This is a genomic window from Phyllobacterium sp. CL33Tsu (assembly GCF_900113985.1).
In the GTDB taxonomy this organism is placed as follows: domain Bacteria; phylum Pseudomonadota; class Alphaproteobacteria; order Rhizobiales; family Rhizobiaceae; genus Phyllobacterium; species Phyllobacterium pellucidum.
On sequence record NZ_FORJ01000001.1, the window covers coordinates 983,504 to 997,358 of the forward strand.

The 13,855-nt window shown below is 54.6% G+C and carries 18 protein-coding genes and 1 tRNA gene; 7 read left to right on the plus strand and 12 right to left on the minus strand.

The window, feature by feature from the left end:
- Positions 1-13 precede the first annotated feature (13 nt).
- Positions 14-928, minus strand: coding sequence for a glycosyltransferase family 2 protein (locus BM074_RS04865; protein ID WP_244532734.1), 915 nt, complete (start codon positions 926-928; stop codon positions 14-16).
- 240 nt (positions 929-1,168) lie between these two features.
- Here BM074_RS04865 and BM074_RS04870 point away from each other — a divergent pair.
- From BM074_RS04870 to BM074_RS04885, 4 genes are all read left to right on the plus strand, one after another.
- Positions 1,169-1,242: transfer RNA gene (locus BM074_RS04870), tRNA-Gln, on the plus strand.
- A 162-nt stretch (positions 1,243-1,404) separates the two neighbouring features.
- Positions 1,405-2,130 carry a hypothetical protein gene (locus BM074_RS04875; protein ID WP_091920145.1) on the plus strand — a complete coding sequence of 242 codons (726 nt, stop codon included), beginning with the start codon at positions 1,405-1,407 and terminating at the stop codon, positions 2,128-2,130.
- A 291-nt stretch (positions 2,131-2,421) separates the two neighbouring features.
- Positions 2,422-3,168, plus strand: coding sequence for a hypothetical protein (locus BM074_RS04880; protein ID WP_091920147.1), 747 nt, complete (start codon positions 2,422-2,424; stop codon positions 3,166-3,168).
- A 156-nt stretch (positions 3,169-3,324) separates the two neighbouring features.
- Positions 3,325-4,083: a hypothetical protein gene (locus BM074_RS04885; RefSeq protein ID WP_139217630.1), complete on the plus strand. Its 759-nt coding sequence runs from the start codon at positions 3,325-3,327 to the stop codon at positions 4,081-4,083.
- Between the two features lie 96 nt (positions 4,084-4,179).
- On the opposite strand, the gene BM074_RS04890 is transcribed toward BM074_RS04885, so the two are convergent.
- The 9 genes from BM074_RS04890 to BM074_RS04925 all read right to left on the minus strand — a co-directional run bounded on the left by BM074_RS04890 (position 4,180) and on the right by BM074_RS04925 (position 8,140).
- Entirely contained in the window at positions 4,180-4,419 is a 240-nt protein-coding gene (locus BM074_RS04890) for a hypothetical protein (RefSeq protein ID WP_091920151.1), read from the minus strand.
- Positions 4,416-4,985 (minus strand): hypothetical protein, encoded by a 570-nt coding sequence (locus BM074_RS04895; protein ID WP_091920153.1) that lies wholly within the window; start codon positions 4,983-4,985, stop codon positions 4,416-4,418. The genes BM074_RS04890 and BM074_RS04895 overlap by 4 nt, the downstream gene beginning before the upstream one ends.
- Before the next feature lie 236 nt (positions 4,986-5,221).
- Positions 5,222-5,587 carry an HNH endonuclease gene (locus tag BM074_RS04900; protein WP_091920155.1) on the minus strand — a complete coding sequence of 122 codons (366 nt, stop codon included), beginning with the start codon at positions 5,585-5,587 and terminating at the stop codon, positions 5,222-5,224.
- Entirely contained in the window at positions 5,587-5,826 is a 240-nt protein-coding gene (locus BM074_RS04905) for a hypothetical protein (protein ID WP_091920157.1), read from the minus strand. The genes BM074_RS04900 and BM074_RS04905 overlap by 1 nt, the downstream gene beginning before the upstream one ends.
- Positions 5,823-6,017 carry a hypothetical protein gene (locus BM074_RS04910; RefSeq protein ID WP_091920159.1) on the minus strand — a complete coding sequence of 65 codons (195 nt, stop codon included), beginning with the start codon at positions 6,015-6,017 and terminating at the stop codon, positions 5,823-5,825. The genes BM074_RS04905 and BM074_RS04910 overlap by 4 nt, the downstream gene beginning before the upstream one ends.
- Positions 6,018-6,019: 2 nt before the next feature.
- Positions 6,020-7,105, minus strand: a complete 1,086-nt coding sequence (locus tag BM074_RS04915; protein ID WP_091920161.1) for a phage major capsid protein — start codon at positions 7,103-7,105, stop codon at positions 6,020-6,022.
- A complete protein-coding gene (locus BM074_RS23420; protein ID WP_280139065.1) occupies positions 7,105-7,239 on the minus strand; it encodes a hypothetical protein in 135 nt (44 codons plus the stop codon). Before BM074_RS23420 ends, BM074_RS04915 begins: the two co-directional genes overlap by 1 nt.
- Positions 7,230-7,952: a hypothetical protein gene (locus BM074_RS04920; protein ID WP_139217632.1), complete on the minus strand. Its 723-nt coding sequence runs from the start codon at positions 7,950-7,952 to the stop codon at positions 7,230-7,232. Before BM074_RS04920 ends, BM074_RS23420 begins: the two co-directional genes overlap by 10 nt.
- Complete coding sequence (locus BM074_RS04925) at positions 7,952-8,140, minus strand: hypothetical protein (RefSeq protein ID WP_091920176.1); 189 nt, start codon at positions 8,138-8,140, stop codon at positions 7,952-7,954. The genes BM074_RS04920 and BM074_RS04925 overlap by 1 nt, the downstream gene beginning before the upstream one ends.
- Before the next feature lie 117 nt (positions 8,141-8,257).
- Between BM074_RS04925 and BM074_RS04930 the strand changes: the two genes are divergently transcribed.
- Positions 8,258-8,626 (plus strand): Arc family DNA-binding protein, encoded by a 369-nt coding sequence (locus tag BM074_RS04930; protein ID WP_091921478.1) that lies wholly within the window; start codon positions 8,258-8,260, stop codon positions 8,624-8,626.
- Complete coding sequence (locus BM074_RS04935; protein ID WP_091920178.1) at positions 8,623-9,825, plus strand: tyrosine-type recombinase/integrase; 1,203 nt, start codon at positions 8,623-8,625, stop codon at positions 9,823-9,825. Before BM074_RS04930 ends, BM074_RS04935 begins: the two co-directional genes overlap by 4 nt.
- 732 nt (positions 9,826-10,557) lie before the next feature.
- Here the strand turns inward: BM074_RS04935 and BM074_RS04945 are convergent.
- Both BM074_RS04945 and BM074_RS04950 read right to left on the minus strand, forming a co-directional pair.
- Positions 10,558-11,673, minus strand: coding sequence for an NAD(P)/FAD-dependent oxidoreductase (locus BM074_RS04945; protein WP_091920182.1), 1,116 nt, complete (start codon positions 11,671-11,673; stop codon positions 10,558-10,560).
- 6 nt (positions 11,674-11,679) lie between these two features.
- Entirely contained in the window at positions 11,680-11,979 is a 300-nt protein-coding gene (locus BM074_RS04950) for a hypothetical protein (RefSeq protein WP_027230538.1), read from the minus strand.
- A gap of 426 nt (positions 11,980-12,405) precedes the next feature.
- On the opposite strand from BM074_RS04950, the gene BM074_RS04955 reads away from it, so the two are divergent.
- Positions 12,406-13,851, plus strand: a complete 1,446-nt coding sequence (locus BM074_RS04955; protein ID WP_228019323.1) for an oligosaccharide flippase family protein — start codon at positions 12,406-12,408, stop codon at positions 13,849-13,851.
- Positions 13,852-13,855 lie beyond the last annotated feature (4 nt).

Consider the following 13,855-nt stretch of genomic DNA (forward strand, 5'->3'; position numbering starts at 1 on the left):
CGCCTGCTTCCGATCAGATCTTGCCGAGAACCGCTGCCACATAGAGGCCGAGCTGCCCGAGCGCAGTCTGCCGATAGACGCCGGATCGAACGAAATAGTAAAGCCGTCGCAAGGGCCCGCGTCCTCGCGCTTTGCTGAATTCGTCGAGGATGCCGCGCGATTCCGCCGTAAGCAGGTCGCGGCTTCGCTCAAGCCCCTGCAAGTTGAGGTCGGTCCACTCGGAAAGACGTCCCTTGAAGAGCAGGCGCAACCGCTGCATGGCCGCCATAATTCCTACGTTGGTTCCGAACTGATTGCGCACATGCTGGCGGTAGCGCATGAGCATTTCCGGGGAATAGCGAACCTTACCACCGGCCCCCGAAACGATCAGGTAGATCCACCAATCATGGCTGACGAAGCCGGTACGGCGCGAAGCGTCGGCAAGCAAGACACGCGCTGCATGATTGAAGAGCATGGTGTTGCCGCCCGCAAGACTCTGCGCCAGCGCATTTCTAAAGCTGGGTGAGCGCCTGAACAGCGCTGAAGGCGCGATGGTTTCGCCGTCTTCGGTTATCGCGAGGGTTCGCGAGCAGAACAAGCCGGGCGTCGACAAGGGGATTTTCTCGATCGAAGCAACTGACTTGGCTATCTTGTCGGGCTCCCAGATGTCGTCCTGATCGGCAAATCCGTAATAGTTGGAGATGATATCGGGATTGACGATCAGGGAGCGGAAGTTCTCCGCGTAGCCCTTGCACGGTCCAGGCAGGATAGTGAACCTGCCCTTCGACCACTTACTGCGCCACACGTCCAGCACCTCCAGGGTAGCGTCGGTCGATCCGTCGTCCGAAACCCATATATCGATCGCGGGGTAGATCTGGTTTTCGATCGAGGCCAGTTGCTCGTCCAGAAACTTGGCGCCGTTATATGTTGCAAGGAGGATTGAAACCACTCCGGTGGATGGGGCGCCTGGCAATGCGTTAAAATCCCTGCTGAAGAATGTTCTGGCTGTCTCATGCAGATACAGCTTTTTTCCGTCGCGCATAGCCCAAAATCGCGATCGCCCTTCCTCGCCCCGCCGCCTGTTCCCGGCATTCGGCAAAACAAATGCCAAAAACATGCGATCGGGGGTTTGCATCCTCCAAGAATTCAACTATATGACGACCCGCACCGGCCGCTGCCGGTCGGCTGTTGGGGAATAGGTTAACGGTAGACCCACGGACTCTGACTCCGTTAGTCCTGGTTCGAATCCAGGTTCCCCAGCCAAACTTTTCCATAGTAAAATCAATTATTTAACTTGGTGCCGGTAATGGCGCTGAGTTGATTTCATGTTGCGCCATGTTGCAACTGAGTCCCATTGATTTCCAACGATTTTCTGTGACACTCGGCAAATCCATGCAACATGGATGCAACATAGCAGGATTAGATATGCCAGAGAAAACTTGGTTGAAGCCATGGCTGTGCTTTTCCGCGCTAGGGTTCGGTATTTTGTTGAGCATCCGTCCCATTATTGTTCTAGTCGAAAGAGCTATGAGCGGTGGTCTATCGCCAGCGGCGGCGACAATCTTCTCTGCCGTCATCGGGTTTTCGGGCGTTGCGCTTACGACTTATTTCGGTTTCCGAAATCTTATCCATTCTCAGGAATTGCAAGCCAAGCGCGATCGTAGTGCGCGGCTCGATCAATACACGCTTCAGGAAAAGGCAAGAGCCGAAGAACGGGAGCACGAAAAGCGAACCCTTGCCGCAGCGTTGTTCGGTGAGTTGGTTGCGCTCGAAAAGCGATGCCTCAATGTTCAACAATTCTATAAGTTGCAGCGTGTGGTTTGGGAAAAGTTAGCAGGGGACAATCAATTTAAGAACATCGAAGTTCCTGTCAATTGGCCTCGCTATAAGACGCCAATTTTCGAGGCGAACATTGCCAGGCTGGGAGTGCTTGGCTCATCCGTAGCAGGAGACGTGGCCTCTATCTTTGGCAAGGTTTCAGTATACCCAGAGAGCGAGTTACCAAAGGTTCTGCCCGAAATTGCTGCCATTATGGCGAAGGGCGTCGTTGACGGGCACGATGGCATGATTAAAGAGATGCTTCACGTATCTAAACGTCTCAGTGCCTTGCAAGGAATCGGTCAGGATCCCGGGCATTGGCAAGGTAACTGATGTGTCTCCAAACTCTTGCGCGTCTCGGCCCAGCGCCGCAAGCCTGGGCCTCCTGACCTGCGCTGTCAGGCGACCATCGCGAAATAGTGGTCGAAAACCGGCGTTAACAGCGTGAAGGGCCGAGACCATTCGGGCCGGTCAACTCTAGTGTCGGTATGGCACCAATGATTTAATTGCCACCATGCGCCGGCTCCATTCACCCAGATTGGTGACGTTAACGATTTTCTACATGCATTGACGGGAACCAAACCCTCTGCAATTGCTCTGCCCCATAAGGGGGGTGCGAACACAATGAAATTTTTCGGTATTTTTCGGTCGTGGTTGAGCTTGGGCATCTCGCTCACTGTCATATATATCGGCTGGTTAACACACATTATCGCCACCCGAACGGGGAACTGTTCCTCCGATGCAATAGGCCTTACGTGCCTGGACCTGAACGGATTAGGCGACTTCTTTGCGGGCGTATTCGCTCCGCTTGCCTTTATTTGGCTGGTAGTAGCAGTGCTTATTCAATCGAGCGAATTGAAATCACAGCGTGAGGAACTCAAGCTTACTCGTCAGGAAATGGAACAAAGCCGTGAGGTGCTAAAGGCGCAAACGGAAGAAGCCAGGAAGCAAGCTGAGTTTATTGGACTGCAAACTAAGCTCATGCAACAGAAAGTCGCCGATGACGCATTTTTGAGGTCGCTGGCTTCCCTTAGTCATTGGGTTTCGCACAATTTTCAAAACCAACATATTGATATCGTCACGAACGGTAACCAGAACCGTATCTTGCTTCGAGTTACCAAATCATCGGATCAAGGAGTACTCACGGACATTTGCAGAACACTTGTTTCGGTACAACATTCGATCTCTCCGACCACGCAGCAACAAGTCATCCCGAGCTTTGGCAAGGAGCCGATCGATCAATTGAGGGATAGGCTCGAAACCCTCTTAGAGTTCGCTGATGAGGTGTCGCCCGCGATTATTACGCTCATCGCGGAAACTCAGCTCAAGAAAGGGATAGCGGCAGCACAGACTATTTTGCCGCTTATGTGAGAGATTCAAATTGCTTTCATTGCGCTGTACATCCAGTTACGAAAGACACACGCGCTGTGAGGTCGATACCTGAACGTTGTCCCACTGGAAAAAATAGCTGATTTTGGGCTGTCAAATATATAGGGTCCACAAACCTCAACAAATATGCCCTCCACGATGATTGACCTCGCAAAAGAACTCAGTACCGCTTTAAACCCAGCTATCTTCATTGAAGTACCAAGCTCAGATACTGCGACGTTGGTAGCGGGATTTGGGGGCGTTCTGTTAGGAGGAGTTATATCTTGGCTGCTCGGCATCAGTTCGCAGCGGCATGCAAGGGCGTTGGCCGCCGCAGAGCGAACCGAGCTCGAAAAAGCCACCACGATTCGCACGATGTTGAAGATCCAGGAAATTACGAACGGTTACTACACAAATCTGTTGTACATTCAAAATTCGTTACGTCGGGCGAATGCAGATCGGCAACTCCACCACCCACTTTGGCAATTAGTGAAGCCAGCGATTGGCGGTCCTGCAGTGCATCCTAAATTTGAAAGCAAGGATTTTGAGATGTTCATTCGCGCAGGGCGAGCCGATCTTATCGATCGCGCAACAATGCTTTCACTACGCTATGAATCGACTGCGCTGAGTTTTCAATTCTACAGCGATCGAAGGAGCGCTTTACAGGACGTGCTCGCCCCTCACTCTGTTGTCGATCCTTCGACCGGTATGGCCACTACAGTTATACCACCAGAACTCAGAGCGCTCTTTGAGATGAAATCTCAAGAGCTCAATGATTTGATTCGGGAATGTTACAAGCTCGTACGGATAGATTTTAACGAAGCCTTGGCGCTTTGCGAAGACATTAACTTGGCTGCGAAGGCTTATTTCAACGACCCAAAACTCTTTACACTCACTATCCCATCGGAAAGAGAGTAATAGCATTATCATCATCTTTTAATGACTGTACCCGTGTGGTCAAATATTGACGAGCGAGTGCAACTACAACGGGATATTGCGATAAAGGCTGAATCGTCACAAGGTTTGTGCGATCGACACGATGTTCGCCGGCGACGTGAGCGCCATGTAAGCCTGCCGCGTGGCTTCCTGTCTGTCGGCCGGCAGCTTTTTGAACTGATGGATCGTCATCCCGAGACCGAATGCAAGAGGAGCAATGCCGCGGTTTGGTCCATTGATCTTTCCAATGCGACTTTGCTGCCACATGTTGGGCAATCGATAGGTTCCGACGTCTTCAATCTCGATTTCGGTGATCATTGACGCCCCCACTCTGGCCCACAGTCAAACTCACCGGTTTTGGGGTCCTCTCCGCAGGAGTATGGGCCGACGATGCTGCCTTCCTTGGTTTTGCACGCCGGAAGCCATCCTCGATAATTCTCGAGATCCTGCAATAGTATAGTTCGGATCCTCTCGGGGTGAGTTTGAAAAGCCCTCGCTAGAACCGCATAGCCCTCCATGGTGTCGCCGCACAATTTTTCGGAAAACTTCTCAACTTCATGAGTACGGTTGTTTAGAAACTCGCGCTCCCAAACCTCCGCTCCTAATTGCCCCTGGACGCGATCTGAGGCGACCTGGGCCCTCGCTTTGTCTTCTTGAAGCACTCGGTCAAACGTATTTGCAAATGCTACGAAAGCAGCCTCGATTTCAGGTTTTAGATTTTCAAAATTACGCTCACACGTCTTTCTGATAACGTGCACGGTAATACGCTCCATAAATATAGCTTTGGATCTAAGCTCATCTTCATGAAAGCAGCTGCTCTGCGCCTGAGCTCCCATTGAAAACAACGACATACAAACCATGAAAAATACGGCAGGTAGGTTCAATTCGCTCCTCCATCTTTCTACGTTCTTTGAATTTCTAAGCTCAAATCGCCGATTAAAGCGAACTGTTTCAGCATCTCGCCCTCGCTTACCGCAAAAAATAAATGCTGTGGGGACCAAGTTTTTCCGTCGTTTTAGCGTTTCCGCCAAAATTTCATTCTGACCAAAAAAATTATGCGAATTACGGGGACGCGGGTGCGGCTTGAAATGGATTCGAGCGATTTGACCTACCCCCCCGGTCATGCAAACAGACCCCTGCGCCTGTCCTGCTTCTGCTTCTCGGAGTCGTGGTATTCTTTCGACACGGCTTGCAGGTTTGTAGGGTCAAAGAAAAGCGTCTCGTCACCGTTGTGAGGCATGATGTGATCCACTACCGGGCTGTTGGGAGATCGTGCCTTGCCAATCAGCAACACGCCTGTTTGCCGGCAAGTGTAGTTGTCTCTGATCAGGATCTGCAGGCGGAGCTTCTGCCAACGTGCTGAGTGATACCAGGCGCGCCAGTGTTGAGTTTTCTCTCGATGTCTGTCCCGCGCCTTACTGTCGCCGGGCGTAGGGCCGAGGCGTGGCGCAAGCGTGCCGAGACGGGGCTTGAGCAACTTGACCATCAGAGCATGCCCTCATCCTTGAGGTATTGACGTATGTTTCGTTCGAGCTCGATCATCACCTGCGCCTTTTGGAGCGCGGTAAAGGCCTGCAGTTCGGCCGACGTTGCAGCTATGGTCTCGTGGCCTTGGCCATTTGCGACCATGCGATCGATGGACGCCTGCACCATTTCCTTCGACTTCTCATCGAAGTGCCGGCTGCCCACTCGCAGGGCCTCGTCAATGAACTGCTTATTGTTCATCGATCAATTCTCCCGCTAGGAACCCGATAACGTGGCTTCTGCTTTTTGACGCCAAGCTGCTGTTCGATGAGAAGCATCTCATGTTCAAGATGTTCGATCCGCTCAATCAAGGGCGTCACCTTGCGCTCAAGGTAACCTTTAACCGCGCCGACAACCTTGGCGCCAAATTCTTCCCCATCAAACGTGCTCACGTTCACGCCTCCCATTCGATGCCGGTAAGAACTGCGGCAGCATTGTCGCGAAGTCGTTCGGCACCGAAGAAGGCCCTGGCGAGCAGTCCCGTGTTATTATGCTGCCATAGGCTGGTCAGTACGGGGTCCGAACTTGGCGTGTTGGACATTTCGACCGTGGCCTGACCGGAAGAGTCCAGGACAATCGTATCGCTGTCAGCAGCAAATCCGAGACCATCCAGAAGCATGATCGTCCCAGATGGTCGGCGGTTCGATACGAGGGCAGGAAGGTTTAGCAACTCGCCGCCGGTCGGGGACATATTCTGGTGTATGAATATCCCATCGGGTGTGGTTAGCGCTGCAAGGCCGTTGGCTACGTCTGGGGAAAAAACCCATGCCAAATTCGATGTCTGACCGACGACGTTTACCGCCATCAGTAGTTTGCGGAGATCGGCCGCAATCGCCGCCGCGGTCGATCCGGATGAAGCCACAGGGGTGATGCCTGTGAGTGCTATGTCGAATAGCTTTTCGTCTACGACATCAGCAACAGCGCCTTTAAGCTCCGAGGCGAGCAAACTCTGGCCGGCTGCGGTTGTACTTTGGACCAGTTCGGCCGTGACGACCACCAACGCGGCGGCATGGATAGGCTCGAGCGACTTACCGGCAAAGTTCATCTCGGAAAGAGGAATAGGCCGGCTTTCGCCGATGATCCAGCCTGTAGCCGAAATCGTCGTGAGCGCGATGCGAGTCCGGAGCGGAACTCTGCGGAACGCATTCTCAGCTAAAAACCGATAGAACACGCTGCGGGTGCGCATGGATTCGACAAACGCGCCTATTGCTATGCGATAGTCTGCCAGCGCACCGGCCCAATCAGGATCCGATATGGTTCCGGCGCTTGCGGCGGCCTTGAGAATGCGCAAGGCGCGATCCGGTGCCGAGTTCAGTTCAGACCACTTGGCGGCTAACATTAGGTCGCCTTTGGCGTGAAGCAGTGCGCGAGCAATCCAGGGTATTGTTGCATTTTCGGGCTGTGGCGCCACAATTGCCTCCTGATCGTTTTTGAAATCGTTGAAGACCACAATGCGACGGGAAACGTGACGGCCAGTCATCAGAAATGTCTCCGATTGAGTTCTTTCAGCCGGCGTTCTTCATTGATCTGGTCGAAGATTTCGTCTGCCTGATCGGCGCACCAATGAGAGATTTTCAGCAGTGCAAGGAGATAGTAGGAGCGCATCAATCGCACGACCGCGCCCTCCCGATCGAGGCAAGTACAGCGAGAAGGTCTTTCTCCTCGAAACAGGAATTTCCATCCAAGTTCTGGCAGGCGAAGGAGGCGAGCCTGACAGCCGCGGCGAGCGACTGCGGAACGAAGGCCACGATCGCCCTCTCTATTTTTTTCACCTCGGCGTTGGTGGCTCGTGCAGCTTCGAGCGCGTCGGTATAGCCAGAGCCGTCTTCAACGCGCTTCTGCTCGGCCTTCTGAATTGCCAGGTTGGCCTTATGCTCGGCCCGCTTGGCTTCGTATTTTCTCCGCTCAAGTTCCTTCCAATCCTCGCGGCTCCCGCACATCGCCAATGCCGACCGCAGATGCATGTCGATGTGGTGGTCGATATCTTCAACGGAGTAGACGTAGATCGGCTCCCAAACGTTATTCCGGTGCTCATCCATTCCGATGAGTGTCCTGCCTATGTGCACCGATGGGAATTTGATGGCCCGCATAGGGTCTGAATCTTCGATCTTTGATACGGCCAGCCACGCGGCCTCATCGGTGGCATATACGGCTTGGTGAGCCGCTATGAGTGCGTTTATAGCTTCAAGGGACGGATCGGTTGCCATGGGCTGGCCCGGCGTGATAAAGATTGCGGCGTTCATAGACATTTTCCTTCCCTGGGAAATTGAGAACGATGGCTCGGACGAGGTTGCCGCCTCTCCGGGCCTTTCTGTTTTCAACGCCATTACGCCATGTCCTCCATGAAGAACTTGATCAGCTTCGAACGGCTGGCGAAGTATCGCTCGCCAACTTGCTTCACCATTGGGAGCTTGCCGGTGGAGATCATGTGATAAGTCTGACGATAGCTGCGGCCGATGATGTCGCCGATTGCACGCACACCCCAAACAAGATCTAGGTTTTCCTTTTCGGACATGTTCATCCTTTCTTAACCATGTACCTAACAGGTCCCATGTACCTAATTGGTACCACTGGCGTCAAGGACCTTTTTGGTCCATACACTGAGTTTCAAAGATTTGTTAATGGGGAAGACATGGCGACACCTAAACAGACCGACCCGCAGTTCAAGTTGCGACTGACCTCGGAGTTGAAAGGCCTGATTGAGGAGTCGGCACAGGCCAACAATCGATCAATGAATGCGGAGATAGTTTCCCGGCTTGAAAGATCATTCGAGCCGAAAGTTTCCGAGTACGATGCTGAAGAGGTCGTGAACGCCGTAAGGAATGTTGTCACATGGAAGTTCCTGTCCGATTCAATTCCGAGGAACGTCCAACTGGCATTCTTCGAATTCATGGATGATCAACAAATCAGCAATCGAGACATTGCTCTCTCGAAACTCGTCGTCGATCACCTGGTCGAGAAAGGATACCTGAGCGCAGAAGAGATTACGGCGCGGCGATGAGCACGCGTAAGCGCACATGGACCAATGGCAAGGGCGAGGAGAAAACCGCCTGGGTGGTCGATTATGTCGACACCAAAGGCAAGCGCCGGCTGAAGACGTTCAAACTGAAGAGGCAGGCAGATCAGTTTGCCTCCACTGCAAGCGTTGAGGTACGCCAAGGGGTCCATGTCGCCGAGAGCGACACGGTGACGGTGACCGAGGCGGGAAATCTTTGGCTGGTAAGCTGCGATAAGGCCGGGCTCGAGCGATCGACGATCGACCAGTACACCCAGCACCTTAATCTGCACATTGCTCCCTACCTCGGCTCTACGAAGCTGAACAAGGTCACCGTGCCGGCGGTCAGGGACTTTCAGGACATACTGCGAGAGAACGGCCGATCGACTGCAATGATCAAGCGGGTGACTGTCAGCCTCGGCAGCATCCTTTCTGACGCTCAAGAGCGTGGTCTGGTCGTTCGCAATGCCGTGCACGAAATGTCGAAGAAACGGGGAAGCGGCGCCAGCAAGGCGGAGAAGCGTCAGAAAGCGCGTTTGCGGTACGGGATTGATATTCCCACCATGGACGAGGTGCGCGCAATCCTCGGGGCTGCTGAGGGCAGATACCGGCCATTTTTGATCACGGCCATCTTTACCGGTCTTCGTGCGTCGGAGCTCCGCGGCCTGACTTGGACAGATATTGACTTTGATAAAGGCCGACTTCACGTCCGGCAGCGCGCCGACAAATATCATGTGATCGGCATGCCAAAGTCCGACGCCGGACAGCGGACAATTCCGCTGACACCGATGGTCATCAATGCCCTAAAGGAGTGGAAGCTCGCCTGCCCCAAAGGCGAACTGAATCTTGTGTTTCCGAACGGGGAAGGGAATATCGAATGGCATCAGAACATCATTAAGCGCGGGTTGCATCCAACGCTGATCAAAGCAGGCGTCACGATCGAAAAGAAGGACAAGGATGACGAGCTTGTCATCAAGGCGAAATACACCGGCCTGCACGCATTGCGGCACTGGTTCGCTTCATGGTGCATCAACAGCAAGGTCGACGGCGGCCTTGAGTTATCGCCCAAAGCGGTACAATCGCGCATGGGACATTCGAGCATCCAAGTGACGTTTGATACCTATGGTCACCTCTTTCCAGCGGCCGACGAAGCGCAAGCCTTGGCCGATGCGGAGAGCCGCCTACTCGCGGTTGGCGCAACATAGACGCGACATAGCATGAAAATCCGTAATGAAAACAACAATCGTTGAAACACTCTGACTCCGTTAGTCCTGGTTCGAATCCAGGTTCCCCAGCCAACTGATTTCAACACATTTCCTAGTATTGCAGCGCCAGGCTGTGCACTGCTCCGCGCACCACGTCTGTGCGATCTCCCCTGAAGTGAGCGCGCCATGGACAGGCGTGAAACCCGACCGAAACGGCGGCGGCACGGGCATCGGCGATCCACTGTTCCTACATTTATTGGAAACTAAACAACGGATTGGCCCTTCGCCTGTCTCAACGAAGTTGACCCTATCGTCGCGTCGGAAGTCTGCTGTAAGTCAATAGTCGAACCGTACACAGGCGGGTGAGCGTTGCCGTCGTAATTGGCGCTACGCATGCTTATCACTCTTGCCAGATCGGGCAGGAGGCCATCGCCGCGCTGCGCAGCGATTGCGTGCATGCCGGTCAACAGATTCTCCATGGGCCTCCACTCCAGTTTGGATACGTTGAAAGTTGCACTCGCTCAAACAGCGCGCCACCCGATTCCTGCGCATGGCGGGAATTCAACCTGAGCAAACTGCGAGTTACCGCCCGCAACGGCGGTGGACAGCGCGGCTTTTACCCCCCGCTCCGATAACCGTTGCCGATAGAGTGGCAAGCGTGGCTTGGATAAGAACGGGCGCTGCTGCCTTGCTGCAAATACGTTTGAGGGGTGCGCCGGGCGAATCCCGGCTTCAGGAAATTTCTATCATTTTCGAGACATGCCGCGCGATGGCGAGGCAGGAGGTGAGGCCAGGGCTCTCAATACCGAAGAGATTGACGAGGCCGTTCACGCCGTGCGTTTCTCGCCCTTCGATGACGAAGTCTGCAGCCGGCTCGCCATCGATCACAAGCTTTGGCCGTATGCCGCAATAGGCCGGCTGCAAGGCTTCGTCCGCAAGGTCCGGCCAGTATTTGCGGATTTCGGCGTAGAAGCGATCGGCGCGCTGCGGGTCAACGGAATAGTCGATCCCTTCGACCCATTCGACGTCGGGCCCAAACCGCATGCGCCCGTCGAGATCAAGGGTAAGATGCACGCCAAGCCCTCCCTCTTCCGGCACCGGATAGATCAAGTGCTTGAAGGGCGTCCTGCCGGGTGCCGAAAAGTAGTTTCCTTTGGCATAGCGGGCGCGCGGAACGAACCTCTGCGGCAGGCCGGCAATCGTTGACGCCACCGCCGGCGCGTCGAGTCCGCAGGCGTTGACGAAGATCGACGTGTGCAATTCGTAGCGCCGGTCGTTCTCGACGCCGATGGTCTCGAGCCGCAGCCCCTTATCATCGACCTCACCGCTCACCACTCTTGTGCCAAAGGCAATCGCTGCACCGTGGTCCTGCGCGTCGCCAAGCAGCGCGAGCATCAGTCCATGGCTATCGATGATGCCCGTCGAGGGCGAAAGCAGCGCTCCATTGCAGGAAAGGTCCGGCTCCCGGCTTTTGGCCTCCGCTGCCGACAGTTCGACAAGATCGTCAACTCCGTTGGAGCGGGCGCGCGAGGCTATCGTCGCCAAAGTCCCGATCTGGTCCTCGTTGGTTGCGACGATCAGCTTGCCGCAGCGCTTGTAGGCAACGCCGTGACTTTCGGCGAAAGCATAGAGCGCCCTCCTCCCCGCAACGCAAAACCGCGCCTTGAGGCTGTCTTGCGGGTAATAGATGCCCGCATGGATGACCTCGGAATTGCGTGAGCTGGTCCCGGTACCGATGGTTTCCGCCGCCTCGACAACGAGCGTCTCGATGCCGCGCATCGCAAGTTCCCGGGCAATCGCCAGGCCGATGACACCGCCGCCAGCAATGACGCATTCGACGCGTTCCAACGTTTTTCAGTGCCTTCCATGCGTTGCGAGCGGGGCAAGCTTGCGTTCGAGGCTTTGCAGCGTTTCCATGATCTGCAGCCCGACCCGTTCATAGCATGGATAATGCAAAAGATGCTCGTTGTCCCAATCGGCAGGCGACAGGCCGTGGGGGCAGCAATCCTGGGGCGCAGAGTTCTTGAGTTCTGTAAGGTATTCCTGGACTGAAAAGGAGCTCGGCGGCGTGCCCGTTGCCACATGCATGAAAAGTGCACGCAGCCAGAACTGGGTGGCCATAAGTTCGATGCGTATTTGTTCGTCTTCGATCATGAAAATTCAGATCCCGCCGCAAGGGTTTAAAGCCATCTAACTAAAGACCTTTTTGTTATTGATTGATAATTCGGCTTGACGGATAGAGGACGCATCCAAAAGCGGACTTTCTGCATGCCCGCCACGGCAGTATTATAGCCGCGGTGCACGTTCGACCAATGTCAAGTGGCGTCTCGCTACATCCGATTGATCGCGCGGTCAGCCAGAATTCGCACTGCTTACTTCAAACGGCTTAGCGTGCGCTATCTCATTAGGCATCTTAAATGCCGTCCCTGCTGCAGTTACCTTCGTTGGATCACGGGAGGCAAATCATCTCCTATTGCTGTGCGATCGCAAAACAATCAACAATCAATGCCCTTCGCACATGCGGCATCGAAGCGACATACAGGAGCGCATCAATTGGGCACAGTACGCCGGGCTTTTTTCATGGCGACCTTGGAGCAATATTCCCAAGTGATCGTAAGCTTGGCAATGATCGCCGTTCTTTCGCGTCTGTTGGACACGACAGCAATCGGTATTGCGGTCATAGGCCTCGGAATTGGTACGATTGCGTTCAATATCCGCGAGTTTGCCACCTCGGAGTATCTCATTCAGCGCATCGACGTTTCGCGTGAGGATATCCGCACCGCTTTTACGCTGATGTTCGGCACATCGCTTCTTATCTGCTGCGGCCTGTCTGCCTTTGCCCCCTGGATCGCGGAGTTCTACTCTCAGCCGGCCCTGAAGATGTTCATCATTATTCTGGCATTCTCCGGCGTTATCGATTCGTCCGTCAGCACCATCGCCGCCTTGCTGAAGCGGGATATGCAGTTTGGAGCGATGACCCGGATCAACGCCCTCGGCGTCATCACCAATGCCGCCGTCACGGTCACGCTGGCCTGGTTCGATTTCGGCTTCATGAGCTATGCCTGGGGTACGCTGGTTTCCGCCTTGGTGCGGATGGTGCTTGCGTTTCACGCACGCCCCATTCTCTGGATGTATCGCCCATGCCTTAAAGGTTGGCGGTCCTTCTTCGTCTTCGGCGGTTACAAGGGGGCCTCGACCGTCCTCGACCGAACCTACGAAGCGCTGCCTCAACTCGTTCTCGGACACTTCATGCCGCTCACCGCAGTCGGCCTGTTCAACCGCGCCAATCTCGTATGCGGGCTCCCCGACAAGTTCATGCTGTCGGCGCTGTTCTCCATTGCCTTTCCGGCCTTTGCCGCTGAGGTTCGACAAAATCGCAGCGTAAAGGAAGCCTATCTCAGGTTGATCAGCTATATCACCGCCCTTTACTGGCCGGCCCAGCTTGTCCTCGCGATACTGGCCTACCCCATTGTCCACATCGCTCTCGGACCGGCGTGGGATGGAGCAGTACCGCTCGTCCAGCTCCTGTCGCTGGCTGCCATTTTTTGGTTTCCGAATATTCTGACGTTCCCGGTTCTTGTTGCCTTGGGCGCCAACAGGGAGGCATTCGAGGCGAACTTCATCGGTCGAGGTCTGGCGATGGTGGTTATCTGCGTCGCGAGCTTCTATGGCCTTTACGCACTCGTCTTCAGCCAGTTTATTGTCCTGCCCTTCCAAATGGCGATTTCATTGATCTATGTGCGCCGGCATGTACCGTTCGCATGGACTGAATTCGCTGCGATACTTTGCAACAGCGCGCTTGTCACCTTCGGGGCTGTCATAGGGCCACTCGGCATATTGGCTGCCCATGGTTTCGCATTCGACCTGTCGATCGGCCTTGCGCTCGTCGCGACCCTCCTTTCTGCGGCCGGGTGGCTAACGGCACTCGTCCTGACGAAACATCCTCTCCTTGACGAAATCATCCATATGGTCGAGCTGTTCATGCCCCGGCTGCTCGCAAACAGGCCGGGGGTCCCCGCCGAATGATCAC

Bases quoted from the DNA above. Each gene is read 5' to 3' on its own strand.
- BM074_RS04875 (WP_091920145.1), top strand. From the start codon at position 1,405: ATGCCAGAGAAAACTTGGTTGAAGCCATGGCTGTGCTTTTCCGCGCTA.
- BM074_RS04880 (WP_091920147.1), top strand. From the start codon at position 2,422: ATGAAATTTTTCGGTATTTTTCGGTCGTGGTTGAGCTTGGGCATCTCG.
- BM074_RS04885 (WP_139217630.1), top strand. From the start codon at position 3,325: ATGATTGACCTCGCAAAAGAACTCAGTACCGCTTTAAACCCAGCTATC.
- BM074_RS04890 (WP_091920151.1), bottom strand. From the start codon at position 4,419: ATGATCACCGAAATCGAGATTGAAGACGTCGGAACCTATCGATTGCCC.
- BM074_RS04900 (WP_091920155.1), bottom strand. From the start codon at position 5,587: ATGGTCAAGTTGCTCAAGCCCCGTCTCGGCACGCTTGCGCCACGCCTC.
- BM074_RS04905 (WP_091920157.1), bottom strand. From the start codon at position 5,826: ATGAACAATAAGCAGTTCATTGACGAGGCCCTGCGAGTGGGCAGCCGG.
- BM074_RS04915 (WP_091920161.1), bottom strand. From the start codon at position 7,105: ATGACTGGCCGTCACGTTTCCCGTCGCATTGTGGTCTTCAACGATTTC.
- BM074_RS04920 (WP_139217632.1), bottom strand. From the start codon at position 7,952: ATGGCGTTGAAAACAGAAAGGCCCGGAGAGGCGGCAACCTCGTCCGAG.
- BM074_RS04925 (WP_091920176.1), bottom strand. From the start codon at position 8,140: ATGTCCGAAAAGGAAAACCTAGATCTTGTTTGGGGTGTGCGTGCAATC.
- BM074_RS04930 (WP_091921478.1), top strand. From the start codon at position 8,258: ATGGCGACACCTAAACAGACCGACCCGCAGTTCAAGTTGCGACTGACC.
- BM074_RS04935 (WP_091920178.1), top strand. From the start codon at position 8,623: ATGAGCACGCGTAAGCGCACATGGACCAATGGCAAGGGCGAGGAGAAA.
- BM074_RS04950 (WP_027230538.1), bottom strand. From the start codon at position 11,979: ATGATCGAAGACGAACAAATACGCATCGAACTTATGGCCACCCAGTTC.
- BM074_RS04955 (WP_228019323.1), top strand. From the start codon at position 12,406: ATGGCGACCTTGGAGCAATATTCCCAAGTGATCGTAAGCTTGGCAATG.